Source organism: Trinickia sp. NRRL B-1857 (assembly GCF_050470685.1).
GTDB lineage: Bacteria > Pseudomonadota > Gammaproteobacteria > Burkholderiales > Burkholderiaceae > Trinickia.
In genome coordinates, this window is the sequence record NZ_JBFLUK010000011.1 from 2530229 (window position 1) to 2549223 (window position 18995).

General features: G+C 63.2%; 18 protein-coding genes. 8 read left to right on the top strand and 10 right to left on the bottom strand.

The features are described from left to right. Positions 1-199: 199 nt before the first annotated feature. Positions 200-469 carry a helix-turn-helix domain-containing protein gene (locus AB1286_RS31635; RefSeq protein WP_430367133.1) on the bottom strand — a complete coding sequence of 90 codons (270 nt, stop codon included), beginning with the start codon at positions 467-469 and terminating at the stop codon, positions 200-202. Positions 470-889: 420 nt separating this feature from the next. Here AB1286_RS31635 and AB1286_RS31640 point away from each other — a divergent pair, with 420 nt between their 5' ends. Continuing rightward, positions 890-1795: a LysR family transcriptional regulator gene (locus tag AB1286_RS31640; protein ID WP_430367377.1), complete on the top strand. Its 906-nt coding sequence runs from the start codon at positions 890-892 to the stop codon at positions 1793-1795. Positions 1796-1840: 45 nt separating this feature from the next. On the opposite strand, the gene AB1286_RS31645 is transcribed toward AB1286_RS31640, so the two are convergent. Continuing rightward, positions 1841-2308, bottom strand: a complete 468-nt coding sequence (locus AB1286_RS31645; RefSeq protein WP_430367134.1) for a VOC family protein — start codon at positions 2306-2308, stop codon at positions 1841-1843. 354 nt (positions 2309-2662) lie between these two features. Here AB1286_RS31645 and AB1286_RS31650 point away from each other — a divergent pair, with 354 nt between their 5' ends. Then, the gene (locus AB1286_RS31650) at positions 2663-4612 is read left to right on the top strand and encodes a phosphatase PAP2 family protein (RefSeq protein ID WP_430367135.1); all 1950 of its coding nucleotides are present in this window, start codon (positions 2663-2665) and stop codon (positions 4610-4612) included. Between the two features lie 167 nt (positions 4613-4779). Here AB1286_RS31650 and AB1286_RS31655 read toward each other — a convergent pair whose 3' ends face one another. Further along, complete coding sequence (locus tag AB1286_RS31655) at positions 4780-5211, bottom strand: DUF29 domain-containing protein (RefSeq protein WP_430367136.1); 432 nt, start codon at positions 5209-5211, stop codon at positions 4780-4782. A gap of 454 nt (positions 5212-5665) precedes the next feature. On the opposite strand from AB1286_RS31655, the gene AB1286_RS31660 reads away from it, so the two are divergent. From AB1286_RS31660 to AB1286_RS31670, 3 genes are all read left to right on the top strand, one after another. Then, complete coding sequence (locus AB1286_RS31660) at positions 5666-6952, top strand: aspartate aminotransferase family protein (protein WP_430367378.1); 1287 nt, start codon at positions 5666-5668, stop codon at positions 6950-6952. Between the two features lie 245 nt (positions 6953-7197). Continuing rightward, positions 7198-8523 (top strand): MFS transporter, encoded by a 1326-nt coding sequence (locus tag AB1286_RS31665; RefSeq protein WP_430367379.1) that lies wholly within the window; start codon positions 7198-7200, stop codon positions 8521-8523. Positions 8524-8676: 153 nt separating this feature from the next. Beyond that, positions 8677-8925 (top strand): hypothetical protein, encoded by a 249-nt coding sequence (locus tag AB1286_RS31670; protein WP_430367137.1) that lies wholly within the window; start codon positions 8677-8679, stop codon positions 8923-8925. Positions 8926-8949: 24 nt separating this feature from the next. Here AB1286_RS31670 and pcaD read toward each other — a convergent pair whose 3' ends face one another. Beyond that, positions 8950-9747: a 3-oxoadipate enol-lactonase gene (gene pcaD, locus AB1286_RS31675; RefSeq protein WP_430367138.1), complete on the bottom strand. Its 798-nt coding sequence runs from the start codon at positions 9745-9747 to the stop codon at positions 8950-8952. 149 nt (positions 9748-9896) lie between these two features. Here pcaD and folE point away from each other — a divergent pair, with 149 nt between their 5' ends. Next, entirely contained in the window at positions 9897-10562 is a 666-nt protein-coding gene (gene folE, locus AB1286_RS31680) for a GTP cyclohydrolase I FolE (protein ID WP_430367139.1), read from the top strand. A 32-nt stretch (positions 10563-10594) separates the two neighbouring features. On the opposite strand, the gene AB1286_RS31685 is transcribed toward folE, so the two are convergent. The 4 genes from AB1286_RS31685 to AB1286_RS31700 form a co-directional block, all read right to left on the bottom strand. Continuing rightward, entirely contained in the window at positions 10595-11545 is a 951-nt protein-coding gene (locus tag AB1286_RS31685; RefSeq protein ID WP_430367140.1) for a DMT family transporter, read from the bottom strand. Positions 11546-11669: 124 nt separating this feature from the next. Further along, positions 11670-12509 carry an AraC family transcriptional regulator gene (locus AB1286_RS31690; RefSeq protein ID WP_430367141.1) on the bottom strand — a complete coding sequence of 280 codons (840 nt, stop codon included), beginning with the start codon at positions 12507-12509 and terminating at the stop codon, positions 11670-11672. Then, entirely contained in the window at positions 12506-13450 is a 945-nt protein-coding gene (epsC, locus tag AB1286_RS31695) for a serine O-acetyltransferase EpsC (protein ID WP_430367142.1), read from the bottom strand. Before epsC ends, AB1286_RS31690 begins: the two co-directional genes overlap by 4 nt. 113 nt (positions 13451-13563) lie before the next feature. Further along, a complete protein-coding gene (locus tag AB1286_RS31700) occupies positions 13564-13800 on the bottom strand; it encodes a hypothetical protein (protein ID WP_430367143.1) in 237 nt (78 codons plus the stop codon). Between the two features lie 396 nt (positions 13801-14196). On the opposite strand from AB1286_RS31700, the gene AB1286_RS31705 reads away from it, so the two are divergent. Both AB1286_RS31705 and AB1286_RS31710 read left to right on the top strand, forming a co-directional pair. Then, a complete protein-coding gene (locus AB1286_RS31705) occupies positions 14197-14664 on the top strand; it encodes a hypothetical protein (protein ID WP_430367144.1) in 468 nt (155 codons plus the stop codon). A gap of 51 nt (positions 14665-14715) precedes the next feature. Then, entirely contained in the window at positions 14716-15318 is a 603-nt protein-coding gene (locus AB1286_RS31710; RefSeq protein ID WP_430367145.1) for a short chain dehydrogenase, read from the top strand. Positions 15319-15389: 71 nt separating this feature from the next. Here AB1286_RS31710 and AB1286_RS31715 read toward each other — a convergent pair whose 3' ends face one another. Both AB1286_RS31715 and AB1286_RS31720 read right to left on the bottom strand, forming a co-directional pair. After that, complete coding sequence (locus tag AB1286_RS31715; RefSeq protein ID WP_430367146.1) at positions 15390-16970, bottom strand: aldehyde dehydrogenase (NADP(+)); 1581 nt, start codon at positions 16968-16970, stop codon at positions 15390-15392. Positions 16971-17385: 415 nt separating this feature from the next. Further along, the gene (locus AB1286_RS31720) at positions 17386-18684 is read right to left on the bottom strand and encodes an Nramp family divalent metal transporter (RefSeq protein ID WP_430367147.1); all 1299 of its coding nucleotides are present in this window, start codon (positions 18682-18684) and stop codon (positions 17386-17388) included. Positions 18685-18995: the final 311 nt, after the last annotated feature.

The window sequence follows — 18995 nt, forward strand, 5'->3', positions numbered from 1 at the left end:
CAGTCGCGGGAATAAAACTGCAATCTCGCGCGTCTCATTGCGCGACGGACACAATGAGACGCCACCGGTTCCAGACGCTTTAGAGCGCATGTGAATCGGTTTCAAAGCGCGATGTCATTAGGACTGCTGAATGGCGATGCGGCGGAGGCGAGCCGAGAGGCGACCGGAGCGGCCCTCTCGTTCGCCGCGCGAGAGGGTGTCAATTAAAAGCGATGATGCCGAGCAAAAGCGCCTTGACGGCGGCGTGGGTCTTATTCGACGCGTTGAGTTTGGAGATCGCACTGGCCACATGGAAATTGATCGTTCGTTCCGTGACGCCGAGGATCATCCCGATTTCGCATGACGTCTTGCCCACGGCGGCCCAACGCAAGACCTCTCGTTCGCGCTCGCTCAGCGGGGACACGCCTGTCGCATCGCCGCGCAACGGCAAAGGCGGCATGGGCGCCTCGCGCTTCATCAGTTGCTCCATTTTCTGCTCCGCAAAAGAAAGCAAACACGCCAAGTCAGCTGCACCACATGCAACAGGCCATGCCTGAAAGGGCAAAATCCGCCGCCTCCGAATGAAAACGGGCCGGCCTATTCGCAAGAAAAAACTCCCCCACGCACTCAATGAGGGGGAAAAGGAAAAGACTGGGTTAGCGGTTCGTGGGAGGCGGAAACTGTTCTGAAGCACCGTTCTGGGAACGGCAAGCGCGCCAGAGCTGAACGCATGCGGATTGGAGCCCGCACCTCGTGTGACCGCACGATCGGGAAAAAGGCGTCAATACCCCGTACCGTTTTTTTATATATCGCGTTCAGCATAATCGCTGTTTTCGCAGTGCGGAAGATGCGTAGGGCGCACTATATTCATGATTGCAACGCTATGAAAGCGTATTCGCCGGTGGCCGCCATGACCTCGATCGATTTAAACATGCTTGTCGTACTCGATGTACTGCTGACCGAGCAAAGCGTCGTGCGCGCCGCTCAGCGGCTCGAGCTGAGTCCCTCCGCGATGAGCCGGGCGCTTGCCCGGCTACGCCTCGTCACGGGCGATCAGCTGCTCGTGCGTGCGGGTCATACGCTCGTGCCCACGCCGCTCGCGCTCGAGATGCGGGGCAAGGTCAGGGCCGTGGTCGTCGATGCGCAAAACGTTCTACGCCCCTCTATTCGGCTCGACCTTGCCTCGCTCGATCGCACGTTCACGATTCGGGCCAACGACGGCTTCATCGAACGCTACGGCGCCCGGATCGCGGAGCTCGTCGAAGAGCAAGCGCCGCTCGTGCGTCTGCGTTTCGCAGCCAAGCCCGATAAAAGCGGCACCATGCTGCGCGACGGTATCGCCGATCTCGAAGTAGGCGTCGTCAATCATATGGCGCCGGAGTTGCGCATCCAAGCGCTGTTCCGCGACAAATTCGTCGGGGTCGTCCGGTTAGGGCATCCGCTGGCCGATGAGGATGTGACCGCAGCGCGTTATGCGGCCTATCGGCATATCAGCGTATCGCGTCGCGGCCATGCCTTCGGCCCCATCGACGATGCGCTGCGAGAGTGCGGAGAAAAGCGCATCGTCAGCGTGATCGTGCCGAGCTTTCCCGACGCGCTGGCCCTGGCGCGAACGACCGACTTGGTCGCCAGCGTCCCGGAGCGCCAGACCGACGCCGCGCGCAAAGGCATGCACACGTTCGTCCTGCCCGTTGCCACACCCGACGTCACCGTCTCCCAGATCTGGCATCCGCGCCTTGACGGCGACGGCGCGCATCGCTGGCTTCGCACGTGCCTGCGGCACGCTTGCAGCGATGCGCCCGACACGCTTCAGTAGCGCCGAGGCCGACATGTTTCCCGCTCTGTTTAGCCGCCGCGGCGATTAGTGATTCTGCATCTCGGCCATCGCGCGCTGCATCTCCTCCATGCTGGGCTCGCGCGTGCGGGTGGCGATATGCCAGCGGTGCCCGAACGGATCTTCGACTTCGCCCCAGCGGTCGCCCCAGAACATATCTGCGAGCGGCATATGCACGGTCATTCCCGCCGACACCGCACGGTCGAACGTCTTATCGGCATCTTCCACGTACAGGTACAAGCTAACCGGCGTCCCCTTCAGCGTTTGCGGCCCGGCCATGCCGCATTCGGCGTTTTCGTCGGTCATCATCAAGATCGAATCGCCGATCTTGATCTGCGCATGGGCGATCTTCCCACCAGGCCCGGGCAAACGAAACAACTCCACCGCGCCGAACGCCTTCGCGTAAAACGCGATTGCGGCGTCCGCGTTTTTGCACACGAGGTGGGGGGTCACCGTGTGCATACCTTCCGGAATTGGTTTGACGATTGAACTCATTCTAGGCGCTCCGTTTTCAGTATTTCGTTAGTGAATGGGCCTCGGTGCGGCGCGGCGTCATGGCGTCGAAAAGCCACGAACCCTCGGGGTCTCGGGTGTCGCACCTTGAAAACAAGCGAGGCTCCATCCATACGACGCGCGAATGCTCGGGGTTTCGACATCGATGCTGCGAATTTTTGCGCGATCCGATGCTCATCGGCTCTTGAGCCTTTGCTGGCAAGCGTTTATCGAGGTGTCACGCCTCTCTTTTTCGCGCGCGGCGGCTTCCTATCGTATTCGCGATCGTCATTGCAACAATTCCGCAACATTCAAAAAACATAATGCGCTCTCCTCATCATTTGTCATACTTTTTCCATGCGACACATTCGAGTTGCTTCCCCGCTGCATCTCTCGCTGCTGGTCAGCATCGCCGCTCTGGCTGCATGCGGAGGCAGCAACGATCAATCGACGAGCGCGGCGATTCCCGCACCGCCGCCTACCCCGAACTTCGTCGATAGCGCAGCCATTCCCGACGTACCCGCTTTCGTGGACAACATTGCAACGAATCAGCGAGGGGACGCACGCTATGCGACGCTGGGAACGAATGCGGGCGTGCGTGTCGTATCGCGATTTCTCGATATCTGGCAGCCGCTCACCGAGATTGTCGATGCGGGCGTCTCCGCACCGGCGAACGGTTCGTTCCCGGCCGTCGTCCAGTCGACGTGGACGGGACTGCCGAACGACGGAACGCCGGGCGGTGCCGTATTGAACAGCGCCGTGCATACGGCCAATATCCAGTTCGTGATCAATGAGACGACGAGCCGGACGCAAGCCCAGGCCGATGCCGCCTATTACGACGACCGCCGCGGCAAGGGCTATAGCGTGACGGACGGGATGGGGCCGCTGACGAACGCTTGGCGCACCGCCGCGCAGCAGACCACGACGATCACCTCGATTCCGGCCAACGCGACGACGGTTCTCTACAACGACGGCGGCAACAATACGGGCGTCGGTACGAGCGCAGGCAACGCGGGCTTTGGGCAAGTCGTCGATCTGCTGAACGCGATGGGCAACAATGCGTCGACGGAGCCGGCCAAGCGCTTTTACAAATACGCGCGGCCGTACCGCTGGAGCGCGAGCGTCGTCGTCGACCCGACGCTTTTGCCGGCCGAGAGCACGACGCCGACGACCGACGGTGGATTTATCAGCGGTCACGAAGCGGAGGCGATGCGCGATGCGATGACGATGGCGTACGTGCTTCCCGAGCGCTTCCAGGAGATGGCGAGCCGAGGCCTCGAACTCGGCGAGAACCGCATTTTCGCGGGTATGCACTCGCCGCTCGATGTGATTTCGGGCCGTATGTTCGCGCTGGCCGCGACCGCGGCGAATTTGTCCGATCCGAACAATTCGACGCTCAAGAGCAATGCGTTCGCGCAGGCCCACACCGCGCTCATGCAGGCGACGAACACCAATGCGGCGACGTTCGCTGCGCTCGCCCACTCGGGGACGACGGCGACGGATCGATTCGCCGACTATGCGACGAACAAGGCGAACTTCATTCGGCGCATGACGTTCGGGTTCTCGCCGATCGAATCGACCGATGCGCCCCCGGTCGTGCCGAAGGGTGCCGAGGTCATGCTGGAAACGCGCTTTCCGTATCTGAGCGCCGATCAACGGCGCGTGGTGCTGAAGACGACGGAGTTGTCTTCGGGGTATCCGGTCATGGACGATGCCGAAGGGTGGGGACGTCTGAATATGTTTGCCGCCGCGGATGGATATGGCGCGTTCAACGGCAGCGTCGTCGTCTCGATGGATGCGTCCCAAGGTGGGTTCAACGCTTCCGATCTGTGGCGCAACGACATTTCCGGTTCGGGCAAGCTGACCTTGCAGGGCAGCGGTACTTTGGCGCTGGCGGGGAACAATACGTGGTCAGGCGGCTCGCAGGTGAGCGGCGGGGTGCTGGAAGCCTCATCGCCCAATGCATTCGGTACCGGCGACGTGTATCTCGGCGCCGGTGGCGTGATGGTTGCGGCATCGTCGCCCGTGACGGTTGCAGGCAATTACACGCAGCTTGCCGGCACGACGCTCGAACTCGACATTGACGGGACCGGCGCGGGCCGATTGCGTGTCGGCAACCAATTGACGATCGCCGGCGGCACGCTGCATGTGAAGCTCGTCAACGGTTACGCACCTAAAGTGGGCGACGTTCTGGAGTTGATCGACGGCAACGGCGCGACGAATCAATTCACGACCGTGACGGTGGATGGTCACAACGCCACGCCGATCTATACGTCCACGGGCGTGTCGGTGCGGATCGATTCGTAGTCTATTGAGTTCGTTGAGCGCGCTGCCGTTCTCTGGGCGGCATGCTGCGCTCGGAGGTCACGCTACAAACGGCGAGACAAACGGGGCGCGCTCTCAACATCGAAGGCGGGGCAAAGCCGGCCGCACGGCTGGCTTGTTCACTCGGGGAAAGGCGATTGGTCCGGGCTTCACTCCGGAAGGAACGCAGCGTCCAGTATCTGCTCCATCGTCCACGGGCAACCTTCCGGGAAGCCTTCGATACCCGTCTCGTTCTCAGCGCTCAAAACCGCTTTGCTCCACACCAAGTCGAGCCATTGCGCGTCTTTGAATTTGCCGCGCAGGCTTGGCGCTTCGTTCAACACATACGCGACGTCTTTTCGTTGAACGGCGATCGTACGGGTCCAACTTCTACCTCGCAAAGCAGGCTGATACTTCCATTTGAGCAAGTGGGATAGCAGAACGGCCATGCGACTCGCCAATTCACGTTGTTCGCTCTTGCCCACGTCCTCGATCTCCTGCGCGATGTGCTCAACGTCGAGGTCGGATAGCTTGCCCGCGCGCAATAACGCGACCTGTTCACTGGCCCATACCACCACGTCCTTCTCGTAGCTCGTTCCCATTGTTCGGCCCCCACGCTGAGTCACGCATGGCGCCATTTTAACTGCTTCCATCAGCCCTCCCCGTATGCACGTGTCCCCTCTCGGCATCTCATATCCAACAAATCCGGCCCGCTCGGCGCGATGATCTAAAACCGCAATGTCGCACACACAACTCGAGGCGCATACCTAGCCGAACGGGTATTCTTCGAGGGCGCAATGCTTGGCCCTGTCGCCAAATCGCAGCTCGATATATTCGACGCATGAGCATATTCATGGATGCCGAAACCATACGCGCACGGGCCTGCGGCGCCCCCTTGGCGCTTTCGTTTCGACGGCCGCCGACTCCCCCCAACCGCGCTACAGTACCTACAATCACACTCAATAGACCTCGCCCGGCGCCCCCCGCCGGCCAGACAAAACCAGGAGAGACGCCTTGAGTTCCCCCACCTCCAGCGACGACCTATCGAACTTCTGGATGCCGTTCACGGCGAACCGCCAGTTCAAGGCCGCGCCACGCTTGCTGGCATCGGCGAGCGGCATGTACTACCGCTCGCACGACGGGCGAGAAATCCTCGACGGCTGCGCAGGACTCTGGTGCGTCAATGCCGGACACTGCCGCGACGAGATCGTAGCCGCCGTCAAAAACGCCGCGCAGGAGCTGGACTTCGCGCCGACATTTCAAATGGGTCACCCACTCGCATTCCAGGCCGCGGCGAAAGTCGCGGAGATAATGCCGTCCGGGCTCGACCGGATCTTCTTCGTCAACTCCGGCTCGGAGGCCGTCGATACCGCCTTGAAGATCGCGCTCGCCTATCACCGCTCACGCGGCGAGGCACAGCGCACTCGGCTGATCGGCCGCGAGCGCGGCTATCACGGAGTCGGCTTCGGCGGTATTTCGGTCGGCGGCATCGCGCCGAACCGCAAGACGTTTTCGGGATCGCTGCTCGGCAACGTCGATCATCTTCCGCATACGCACGATCTCGAGCACAACGCATTTTCGAAAGGCCAACCGTCTTGGGGTGCCCATCTCGCCGACGAACTCGAACGCCTCGTTGCGCTGCACGACGCATCCACGATCGCCGCCGTCATCGTCGAACCCGTTGCCGGCTCCACCGGCGTGCTGGTCCCGCCGCAAGGCTATTTGCAGCGCCTGCGCGACATCTGCACGAAGCACGGCATCTTGTTGATCTTCGATGAAGTCATTACCGGCTTCGGGCGCCTCGGCCACGCCACGGCGAGCGAACATTTCGGCGTGACGCCCGACCTCATCGCGCTCGCGAAAGCCATCAACAACGCCGCCGTGCCGATGGGCGCGGTCGCCGCCAGCCGAAGCGTTCACGACGCAATCGTTCAAGGCGGCATACCGGGCGCCATCGAACTGTTTCACGGCTATACCTACTCGGCGCACCCGGTAGCCAGCGCAGCGGCCATCGCCACGCTCGAGCTCTATCGCAACGAACGCCTGTTCGAGCGCGCTCGCGATTTGGCCGGCACGTTCGAACAAGCGGCGCACGCCCTCGCCGACGCGCCCTACGTCAAAGACATCCGCAACCTCGGTCTCGTCGCCGGCATCGAACTCGAATCACGCCCGGGCGCACCCGGCGCGCGGGCCTACGAGGCGTTCGTGAAATGTTTCGAAGCGGGCGTGCTCGTTCGCTACACCGGCGACATCCTGGCATTCTCGCCGCCGCTCATCGTCAGCGAAGATCAAATCGACCGGATCTTCGACACGGTTCGGCAGGCACTCGCAACGATCCGATGATCGCCGCGCGGCCCATCGTAGAGACGTGGAACCCGCCCGCGGTTCGCCGCGGCGCAGCATTGCACCGAACGCCGCAGGGATTCAAACGTCCGTAGTCGCACTCATTGTTAAGTAATTAACCCCATGCCAATCTGGCTATCGCAGTAAAACGCAGAAGAATCCATGAGGCGAAGATGACCAATCAACAATCCCTAGCAATCGCAGCGCGGTTCGACCGCCTGCCGCCGTCGCGCACCGTCTGGACCATGGTGATGCTCATCTCGCTCGGCGGCGTCTTCGAGTTCTACGATTTGTTCTTCACGGGTTATGTTGCCCCGGGCATGGTGCAATCGGGTCTGTTCAAGCCCGAATCGCTGGGCTTTTTCGCGGCGCTCGCGCCGATCGCGGTCGCGGGCTTCGGCACATTCGTCTTTTCGACGTTCGCGGGTCTTTGGCTCGGCACGCTCGTCTTCGGCTTCGTCGCCGACCGCTTCGGGCGCCGCTTCATTTTCACCTGGTCGTTGATTTGGTACGTCGTCTGCACGGCGATCATGGCGTTCCAGCACTCGGGCCAAGCCATCAACATCTGGCGTCTCATCGCGGGCATCGGTATCGGCGTCGAACTCGTGACGATCGACTCGTACATCTCGGAGCTCATCCCGAGCGGGGAGCGCGGCCGCGCTTACGCGGTCAATCAATTCATCACGTTCTGCGTCGTACCGCTCGTCGCTTTCCTTGCGTTCATCCTGAAAGATACGCATCCGTTCGGGCTCGAATACTGGCGCGTCGTGATATTGATCGGCACGCTGGGGGCGGCATTTGTCTGGATCATTCGTCGCAACGTCCCTGAAAGCCCGCGCTGGCTCGCACGGCAAGGGCGCGTGGACGAAGCCGAGCGCATCGTCGCCGACATCGAACGCCGCGTCGAAGCCGAAAAGGGCATCAAGTTGCCGCCGCCTCAGCCGGTCGGCACCGAAACCGAAGGGCGCGGCTCGTTCAGCGAAATTTTCGGGCCGCTCTATCTGAAGCGCACCTTGTTGCTCTCGGTCTTCAACATGGCGCAAGCAATCGGTTTCTACGGCTTCGCCGCATGGGTGCCGACGCTGCTCATCAGCCGCGGCGTGCATGTCACGACAAGCCTTCAATACGCATTCATCATCGCCATAGCGAATCCGTTCGGCCCGCTGATCGGGACGCTTTTCGCCGACAAGATCGAACGCAAAACGCAGATTTGCGGGGGTCTGCTCATCATGGGCATCGTGATCGCGCTGTTTTCGCAAGCGTCTGCGCCCGGCCTGCTGATTCTGCTCGGCGTGCTCTTCACGCTCGCCTCGAACGTCATGTCGTACGCCTATCACGGCTATCAAGCGGAGCTGTTCCCCACTCGGGTGCGCGCGCGGGCCGTAGGCTTCGTCTATTCGTGGAGCCGCCTCGCCGTTGCGTTCGCCGGCCTTGCCATCGGCGTCTTGCTGCACAAGTACGGGGTATCGGGCGTAGCCGTCTTCATCGGGGCATCGATGGTGGTCGGCATCTGCATGATGCTGATCGGCCCGTCCACGAAGGGGCGTTCGCTCGAGGCGATCAGCCACTAACGACGTTCGCGCGGCGTAATAGCGCGTGCGCTCGGCGCGCGAGTGGCGTACTCTTTTTCCAAAGTGGCTTTTTGGCATAAGGCGGGAGGCGGGCATGCAAGTGCCCCTCCCCCGCTAGCCGAAGCACTCACTCTGGTTCCAAGGAGGCTCGCGATGACCGCACCCGTTCGCACAGGAGTTCATATCGAAGGTATCCATTGGGTGGCCGAATATATTGAAGCCACGCATGAAATTCGCCTGCTGCGCGAGGGATTTGAAGTCGGTGTCTGCGACGCGCCGACCAGTCTATTCGGCGAGGAATCCGAAGCCGGTTCGAAAAGCGTCGCCGATCACCGCGCGCTCGAAGCCGCTCTGCGCGCGTATTTGCTGCGGTTTGTCGCCGAGCACGATGCCGAGGAATAGCTCGGCACCGAGCCGCGCCGACATTCAGGACGCAGTCGGTGCCGACAGGAATTCGAGCACGGTGCGCGTAAATTCCTCCGCCCGCTCGACGTTCGACAAGTGCTGCGCGTCCAATTCGACGAAACGCGCGCCCGCGATCGATTGCGCAAGGGCGCGGCTATCATCGGGGGCAACAGACGGGTCGGTTCGGCCGGTTATGACGAGCGTCGGGGCTCGAATCGTTTGTGCTTCCGCACGCAAATCCGTCGCCCCGATGGCCTCGCAATTGCTTGCATATCCGTTGCCGTCCATGTGAACGAACGCGTCGCGAATCGCCGCATGCACGAGCGGCTCGCGCGCCGTGAAGGCGCTGCTGAACCAACGCTGCAACGTCGCATCGGCGAGCGAGCGCGTGCCTTGCTCGCGGGCTTGATGCGCGCGCGAGCGCCAGACCTCCGCCGTACCGATCCGAGCCGCCGTATGCGCCAAGACGAGGCGATCGATCCGCTCTCCATGTCGCGCCGCCAAAGCAATACCGATCAGTCCGCTCATCGATAGCCCGCAGAAATGCGCGCGTTCGATCGAAAACGCATCGAGCAAACCGAGCACGTCGGCGCACCAATCGTCGGCGGTATAGGGGCCGGCCGGGGCATCGGAACAGCCGAGCCCCCTCGTATCGAAACGCAGCACGCGAAAGCGCGACGCGAAGGCTGCGATCTGCGGCGACCACATCGTCAAGTCCGCACCGAGCGCGTTCGCCAGCACGAGCCAAGGCGCATCGCTACCCTCGGCACCGTCGATGCGGTAGTGAAAACGTATCCCGTTGATGACGACGAAAGGCATAGCGGCGTTTCCTCGGCAATCGTAAGTGGTGGGACGGCTGAGCGCTATTGTGCTACAGCGTCGGCAGCGGTGGGCGCAAAACCCGAAAATCGTGAAACAATGTCCCTCATTACGCAAGCCGTGCAGGCGAAAAGAACGAGGAGTCAGCGATGAAGGAAGGTTCCCGAGGAAAAAAGGCAAGCCAGGCGAGCGGCCGCGGCAAACGGGTCGACGCGTCGTCCTCGCGCCCAAGCCGCGATGAAGCGGAGCAAGCCGTGCGCGTGCTGTTGCGCTGGGCCGGCGACGACCCTGCGCGCGAGGGCTTGCTCGATACGCCTGCCCGCGTCGTACGCGCCTACGAGGAGTTTTTCGAGGGCTATGCGCTCGATCCGCGCGAAATCCTCGCCCGCACGTTTTCGGAGGTCGAAGGCTACGACGAGATGGTCGTGCTGAAAGACATTCGTTTCGAGAGCTACTGCGAGCATCACATGGTGCCGATCATCGGCCGCGCGCACGTCGCTTATCTGCCCAATCACCGCGTCGTGGGCATCTCCAAGCTCGCGCGTCTCGTCGATGCCTTCGCGAAGCGTCTGCAAATCCAAGAGAAAATGACGGTGCAGATCGCCGACACGCTAAACGATATTCTGCAACCGAAGGGCGTCGGCGTCATCCTCGAAGCAGCCCACCAGTGCATCACGACGCGCGGCGTGCATAAGCCCGGCGTACAAATGGTGACTTCGCGAATGCTCGGCTCGTTCCGCGACGATCCTTCCACTCGGCGCGAGTTCTTAGCCATCGTCGGCAACGCGGACGGAATGAGCATCCCGAACGTTTGAGCCGCGCGACGATGGTCTAACGCTTTGCACTCCTAACCGATTCGCACGCGCGCCGCTCGGCGCGACTCGGTTTTTCGTGCATTCGCACGCGCACCGTCGCACGCAATCAGCAGCACGGCGCCCAGCACGCACCCGATCGCCCACCATTGCGCGGCGCCGATCGCTTCATGAAGAACGATCGCCGCAAACGCCGCGGCCGAAATCGGGACGAATGCGGTCAACGCGCTGGCTTGCGCACCGGCAATTCGCGCCGCCCCGGCGAACCAGAGCATGAACCCGGCGACGGTCGGTACGAGCGCGTAATAGACGACACCCGCAAGGGCAGGACCATCGTAGCGCAAGGTCCAAGGCCGCTCGAGCAGCGCCGGTACGAGCGACAAAGCGAGCCCGATACCCGACATCAGCGTCGACATCTGCAATGGCGAGACCGGCGTTTTCAGGCGCTTGTTGAGCAGGATGAATAGCGCTTCGCATACGACGGCCAACAGAACGAAGGCATCGCCGACCAAGGTCGACGCCGATGCGCCCGGCGCACCGCGCGTCGAAGGATCGCCCGCGTGAACCGTGCATACGAGCACGCCCGCCGTGGCCAATGCAACGGCGCCGAGCGTGAGCGCGCCCGGCCGTTCGCGCAACGCCACGATGGCGACCAGCGCCGCCACCGCCGGAAGCGTGCCCGCGATGACGCCGGCATCGGTAGCCGACGTCAGGCGCATACCGCTCAGCAGCAACACGGTGTAGCCCACGCTACCGGAACCCGATTGCAGCACGAGCAGCCATGCCTCGCGCCGGCTCACACGCGGCCATACTTCGCCCGTTAGTTTCATGATCAACACGAACAGCGGAAACGCGATTGCGAAACGCAGCGCGGTCGCAGCGAACGGCGGGAGTCCGTGCGCGATCAATTTGCTCGCCACCACGGTGCTGCCCACACCGATCATGGCGAGCGCACAGAAGAAATAGCCGGTCAAACGCGAACCCATCTTGTCGCTCCGAAGGAAAAGGATGCGAGGCAGCTTAGATAGGTCGCGGCGAGGGGTCTTGAACGAAATTGCAACGCGCTACGGCGAATGCCCGGTCATAAGCGGACCGGAACCGCCGATTCGATTAGCGCACGGCGCCGGCGTACTGCGCCGGCGTGATGCCGAAGGCACGCGAGAATGCGCGCGTCATATGGCTTTGATCGGCGAACCCGGCTCCGGCGGCCGCTTCCGCCAACGGCAAGCCCTGCTCGATAAGGCGTCTAGCCAGCGCGATGCGCCGCTGAATCAGATAAGCGTGCGGCGGCAGTCCTGTATCGCGCGCAAAGCCACGCAGCAACTGGAACCGGCTCAACCCCGCGTCGGCCGCCAGGCTCTCAAGCGTGAGGGGTTGGCACGGATCGTCGTCGATACGCGCTTTCGCCCGCCGAATACAAGCGTTCGCAGTGTCGGCCGATGCCTGACCCTGGCTCGACCCGCGCAACCGCACGGTCGTATGGCGGCGAACGAATTCGGCGATCAACATGAAAAGCGCCTCGTCGCACGCTAGCCGATTCGAAGCGGCAACGCCGCTCGTAGCCGCCGAGAAGCCGCGCTCGAAGCGCACGGCGAACGCCGCGTCCTGCAACACGGGTTGCTCGAGTTCTACCGACGACGGCATCGTCGCACCGAGCTCGCTCGCAACGTCATACACGAGCGCGGGCTCCAAATAGAGCATCCGCCACGCCCGGCCCCGGTCGTCGAAAGGACTACCGTCATGGACCTCGCCCGGATTGACGGTAATGATGTCGCCGGCCCGCGCTTGCACGGGGCCCCGCCCGCTCGCCGATCTTTGCGCCCCGCGCAGCACGAGGCCCACGCCGAACGTGTCGTGCGAGTGTCGCGCGAACGTTCGCGCAGTATCCGCAGCCGTCGCCTGTACGCCGGCAACGGCGCATCGATACATGACGACGTCGGCTCGGCTCATCGCCGTGCGCGTCCCCGCGCCTCGGGGTCGTCCCCACGGGCGCCTTCGCGCACGTTGCCCTGCGACACGCTCGCGCCCGCCGCAACGCTATGCGTGAGCCAAACGTTGCCGCCAATGACTGCACCGCGGCCGATCGTCACTCGGCCTAAAATCGTCGCACCGGCATAGATGACGACGTCGTCCTCGACGATCGGATGGCGAGCATGTCCTTTGACGAGCGTGCCGTCGGCATCGGCCGGAAAGCTCTTCGCGCCGAGCGTCACCGCTTGGTAAAGCCGAACGCGCTCGCCGATGATCGCGGTCTCGCCGATCACGACGCCGGTACCGTGGTCGATAAAGAAGCTGGGGCCGATCTGCGCGCCCGGGTGAATGTCGATGCCCGTTGCCGAGTGCGCGATTTCATTGATGAAACGCGCGAGCAACGGTACGCCGAGCCGATGCAAAGCGTGCGCAAGGCGGTGGTGCATGATGGCCAGCACGCCCGGGTAGCACAGCAAGATCTCGGTGATGTGCTGCGCCGCCGGATCGCCGACGTGCGCCGCTTGAATATCGCTCACGAGCGTCGCGCGAATGCTCGGCAATTGCGAGCCAAGCTCCCGCGCGATCTCGAACGCGCGTGTTTCGAGCACGGGCTCCGGCGTGTCCGCATGCTCGGGCAAAAAGCGCAGCGCACGGCGCACTTGCTCGCATAACAGCCGCAGGGTGCTTTCGAGCGTGTGCCCGACGTAGTAGTCGACGCTTTCATCGGTCAAATCGGGCGCACCGTAGTGCGTCGGAAACATGACGGCGCGCAGGCCTTCGACGATGCCGACGATCGCGTCGCGCGAAGGCAGCGCTCGAATGCCGCGCGGATGGCGCGTTCGATGCAATTCCTCGCGCGAGGCGCGCAGGTCGGCCACGATTTGGTCGAGGCCCCAGTGGCGGGAAAGCGGATTCGACATGGTGATGAAATAAGCGGCGATGCGGCTTCGAGTGTCGGAGATCCGGGGAGATTACCGCGTTTCGTGCAATCTTGTCCGCCGGGGCTTTCACGCGACGCGAGCGCAAGCGCGCTCTACACGGTCAAGCTACTCGCATCGATCCATCGTACCGCCCAATCGCGCGCATGCGCGATGGCCGCCGCCTCCTCGTCAAAACGAAGATCGCTAGGAAAAAAGCGGTTCGCAACGAGCTCGCCGTCGCTGGAGCGCGAAATGACGACGTACGGCTGAAAGGTGCCGTCTCCTGCCCGTGCGGGCGCGCAATTGAGCAAGTATCCGCGATGCGTGAATGCGGCGTCGGGGTGATGCATGAGTCACCAGCCTCCCTGAATACGCTTGCTGCGACGTCGTGCGATGCGTCGCGCAGCCGCGAGAGAAGAGCGCCTGACTGCGTTTTCACCACGGGCGCCGGCTCGCAGGATTCGAATCATACTCTGTAGGGAACGCCGCTTCTATGGAAAAAATCGCCGTTTTTTAGCGGGTCGAAGTTGACGGGCCGCGAGGCCAAGCCCCGCCGAAGCCGGAACGGGATTTGCATCTCCGAGGTAAGGCTCGCGCGGACGCGCCGTGCCGGGCAACCGTGCGCCGGCCCACTCAGCGCGCTTGCAGTTGTTAGCGGCTGCGCTAGGATGTCGGAACGAGTGTGCACGCTCGACGTCGACCCGGTGCCAAGCGACGAATCGTGCCCACCTACTAGCGAGCAGACCATGAACGCGAGCCATCCGTTACCCGACGCCCCGATGCGGCGCGTAAGCCAGGCTCTGCGCGCGCGCCGTGCGCCGCTCGAGTCCGCCTCCGCACGGCGATTCTCGATCGCGCTGGCCTGCCTAGGGGTGAGCTACGCGCTTGCATGGTTCGAACTGCCGCTTGCGCAATTCGCATCGATACCGGCGCAGAGCGACGCCCCCATGTCGTCTTCGCTCGCGGCTGCCTTGACGGCCCGGGTAATCGTCGGCGTGCTCTATTCGTTCGTTGCGCTACGCCACGCGTGGGCGCGCTGGCTGACGGTCGTACTATGCCTCGTGTCGGCCGCCCTCGTATCGCCGCTATTGCCGCTCGAATGGCTCGCCTTCCCGCTCGGCGCAGCGGTGACCTCCCTCGAACTCGCGGCCAAATTGATCGCGGCCGTGTTGCTCGCGCTACCGCTGCGCGTCCGATCCGAGACGCGCCCATAATGCACCGATACGGCGCATCCGCCGCGCATGTGTATTTGCCAAGGAGCCGGAATGAAAATCGTCGTCATCGGGGCGAGCGGCACGCTCGGCCAAGCCGTATGTGCTCAATTGAAGCAACGTCACGAGGTGATCACCGTCGGGGCGTCGCACGGCGAGTATCACGTCGATGCGACGAATCTAGCGAACGTCGAGCGTCTGTTCCATGAAATCGGGCGTGTGGACGCAGTCGTCACGACGATCGGCAAGGTCCACTTCGGCCCGTTTCACGAAATGACGGCGGACCAGTTTTGGATCGGACTGCGCGATAAGCTCATGGGCCAAATCAACGTGGTGTTGGCGGCCCAGCATCACGTCAACGACGGCGGATCGTTCACGCTGACGAGCGGCATCTTGGCCGACGAGCCGATTCGCGAAGGCATCAACGCCACCACAGTCAACTTCGCACTCGAAGGCTTCGTTCGCGGGGCGGCGATAGAGTTGCCGCGCGGTTTGCGCATCAACGTGGTCAGCCCTACCGTATTGGAAGAATCGTTAGAGGCCTACGGCCCCTACTTTCGCGGCTTCGAGGCGGTCAGCGCGCAGCGTGCCGCGCTTGCATACTGCCGCAGCGTGGAAGGCGCGCAAACGGGGCGCGTGTACCGCGTGGGCGGCTGAGAAGCCAGGAATGCACGCGTCGACCGAAGACGGTAAGCATCGTCTTCGGTCGGGTGCGAACTAGCCGTTGCTTAGCGACGCTCGAACGAGCCGTCGCGCAGACGCCAAAGGTTCAACGGATTGTCGTCTTGCACCGCTTCCGGCAGCAATTGCGCCGGCAGATCCTGGTAGCAGACCGGGCGCAAGAAGCGCTCGATCGCGAGCGAGCCCACCGACGTCGAACGCGGATCCGACGTAGCGGGGAACGGCCCGCCATGCACCATCGCATGCGACACCTCGACCCCCGTGGAAAACCCGTTCGCCAAAATACGGCCGGCTTTGCGCTCGAGCGTGGGCATAAGCTGGCGCGCGAGTTCGACGTCCTCTTGCTCCAGGTGCAGCGTTGCCGTGAGTTGACCTTCGATATGCTCGGCCAACTCGACCATTTCGTCGACGCTTGCGCACGTCACGATGAGCGAAGTCGGGCCGAAGATCTCGTCTTCGAGCGGCGGCGCAGACAGAAAGCGCGATTGCGTCGTCGCGAACAGCGCGGGCAAGGCCGAGTGCTGCGCATCGGTGCTCGACCCTTGTCCAACCTGCGTCACGCCTTCCACGCCGGCCCGCTTGCCCACGCCGTCGCGATAGGCGCTGGCGATGCCCGCGGTCAACATTGTCTGCGCGCCCTTCTTCTCGAGCGCCTTGGACGCGGCATCGACGAAAGCTTGCCGATGCGGGCCGTCCAGCACGACGACGAGTCCCGGATTCGTGCAGAACTGGCCGACACCTAGCGTCAACGAGTCGACGAACCCGGTCGCGATTGCTTCTGCACGCGCGGCCAACGCACCGGGCAACACGAAACACGGGTTGATGCTGCTCATTTCCGCATAGACGGGAATCGGCTCGCGACGGCGCGCGGCGATATTCATCAGCGCGATGCCGCCGCCGCGCGAACCCGTGAAGCCGACGGCCTTGATCGCGGGGTGAGCGACGAGCGCTTCACCCACCGCGTTACCGGCGCCGATCACGAGCGCGAAAACGCCGGCCGGCAAACCGCACTCGGCCACGGCCTCTTGAATCGCGCGGCCCACGAGTTCGGATGTGCCAAGGTGCGCGGGGTGCGCCTTGACGACGACGGGACAACCCGCGGCCAAGGCGGACGCCGTATCGCCGCCGGCGACGGAAAACGCGAGGGGGAAATTGCTCGCGCCGAACACGGCGACAGGGCCGACCGGAATCTTTTGCAAACGCAGATCGGAACGCGGCAGCGGTTTGCGCTCGGGCATGGCCGAATCGAGCGTCGCGCCGAGCCAGCGGCCATCGCGCACCAGTTGTGCGAACAGCTTGAGTTGGCCGACCGTACGCGCGCGTTCGCCTTCCAGACGCGCCTTGGGAAGCGCCGATTCGGCGTGTCCGCGTTCGATGAGCGCATCGCCGAGCGCGATAATACGTTCGCCGATGGCCTCCAACAGCCGTGCACGCGTCTCGAGCGGCGCTTGGCGAAACGGATCGAACGCGGCCTGCGCCAGCCGGCAGGCGCGATCGACGTCGGCGGCATCGCCCGCACCGAAGGTCGGCTCCATCTCGGCGTTACGGGCGGGGTCGAACGCGCGCAACGTCCCGGCGTTACCGCGCACCGAGCCGCCGCCGATCAGCATGTCTCCCGTGATCTGCATCGTCGAATTCTCCAATTAAGCCGGCTCGCAGGCCGGCAGTAGTCGCAATGGCGATGACGGGCGAAGCCGCGTCGGAACCATTGATGATCGCATGAATCCCGCATAAGACACCAAGGCTGCCCCGGTTGCCCACATGTTGGAACAGAGCGCTCCCGAAAGTCCTCACCTTTCACCGGCATCGACACGTGAACGTGAGGATCGAGCGGCTGATCGACTCACTCCCGATCGGCTCGAGATGGCTTATTCATCGGGGAAAAGGGGGGTTTGCCGCAACCTAGCAGGCATGTTCGACATTCAAACCGGTCGTCAACGTGAGTCCTGCAAGGGCCGGCGATCTCACCAAGGCGAGCCCCCGCAAAGGCTCACCTTTACGACGGTGGAGGCTACCCCCGACGTGTAACGCGCGAATCCCATTTCACGAAAACGGCCAGGTTCGCACGAGCAGCATGGCGTTCATCGCGACGACGGCAACGAAGATGACGATCGCAAGGATCAGGAGTGCGCCGCCCAGCCGGTGTTCGCCCATGACGTCGCGGGTACTCGCGAATCCGATTAACGCGAGCATCGGCACAGGCACGGCGAAGCTAAGCACGACCTGACTGAGCACGAGCGAGCGCGTGACGCCCAAGCCGCACGCGACGACGACGAAGCTCGGCGCCATCGTCACGAGACGCCGCAACCAAAGCGGCAGCGACACGCCAAGCAGATCCTGCATGATCATTTGCCCGGCCATGGTGCCGACGACGGAACTGGACAAACCGGACGCCATCAGCGCGGTCAAAAAAAGACCGGCGGCCATGGAGCCGAAGAGCGGCGTCAGCGTGCGATAGGCCGTGCCGATCTCCGTCACCTCGCGATGGCCGGAATGAAACGCGCCGCAGGCCATGATGACCATCCCCATATTGACGAGCCCGGCGACAGTCAAAGCGATAATCGTTTCGGCGTTAGCGTAGCGAACGAGTTGCGCTCGCTCTTGTTCGTTACGCGGCTTGATGCGCCCGCCGCTCAATCCCGAATGCAAGAACAGCGCGTGCGGCATGATCGTCGCGCCCACGATTCCCGCACAGACGAGGAGTGCCCCGCCATCGGGCACCGTCGGCACGAACATGCCGTGCAGCACAGGCCCCCACGGCACGGTCACGAAAGCGAGCTGAGCAATATAGGCGACGGCGATCAAACCCACGAACGCACCGATCGCGAGCTCGATCGGGCGATAGCCGCGCCGCTGCAACGAGAGCAACGCCCACGTCAGTGCAGCCGTGATTGTCATCCCGACGAGTAAAGGAATTCGCGCGAGCAGCGAAAACCCGATGGCACCGCCGAGAAATTCGGCCAAATCGGTGGCCATCGCCGCGATTTCGCTGACGCCCCAAATCGCCCACACGACGGGGCGCGGAAGTCTAAGTGCGCACAGTTTGCCTAGGCTCATGCCCGTCGCGACACCGACCCGCGCCGAGACGGCTTGAAACAGCATCGCGGCACAGTTCGCGAACAGGACCGCCCACAACAACGCATAGCCGTAGGCGGCGCCCGCTTGGAGGTTCGTCGCCAGATTGCCCGGGTCGATGTAAGCCACCGAGACGACGACGGCAGGGCCGGCGAACGGCAGCAAAAGCCGGACGCCGCGCCGATCGCCGGTCAATGCTTCGCGCAACTGCATGCTCGTCCGCGCACTCCAGTTGCGTTCACGCTGAGACACCGGCGTGTCGTTCATAGGCAAGCCTCGTTCTAAGACGGAGAAGAGCGGCGCCGACCGGCGACGGCGGGCTTTGCGGCAAAAACCGAGTGGGCCCTTTTTTCCCTGCTCGCATCTACTAGGTATAGGTGAAGTGTGGCAGCGTTTCGCGCTTTCCGTAGCGCCTGCCGAATGGGCTCGTCGCCCTAAAATCGGGAATGCAACCTGCTGTCAGCATCGCGTCCGCTTCAAGGAACGAAACCGTCGCATGGAACCATCGCCCGCTTGCTTCGGCCGCTCACGGAAATTCGGCGGCGCGCATGACCCCGCAAGGGCCGTGCCGGTCATGA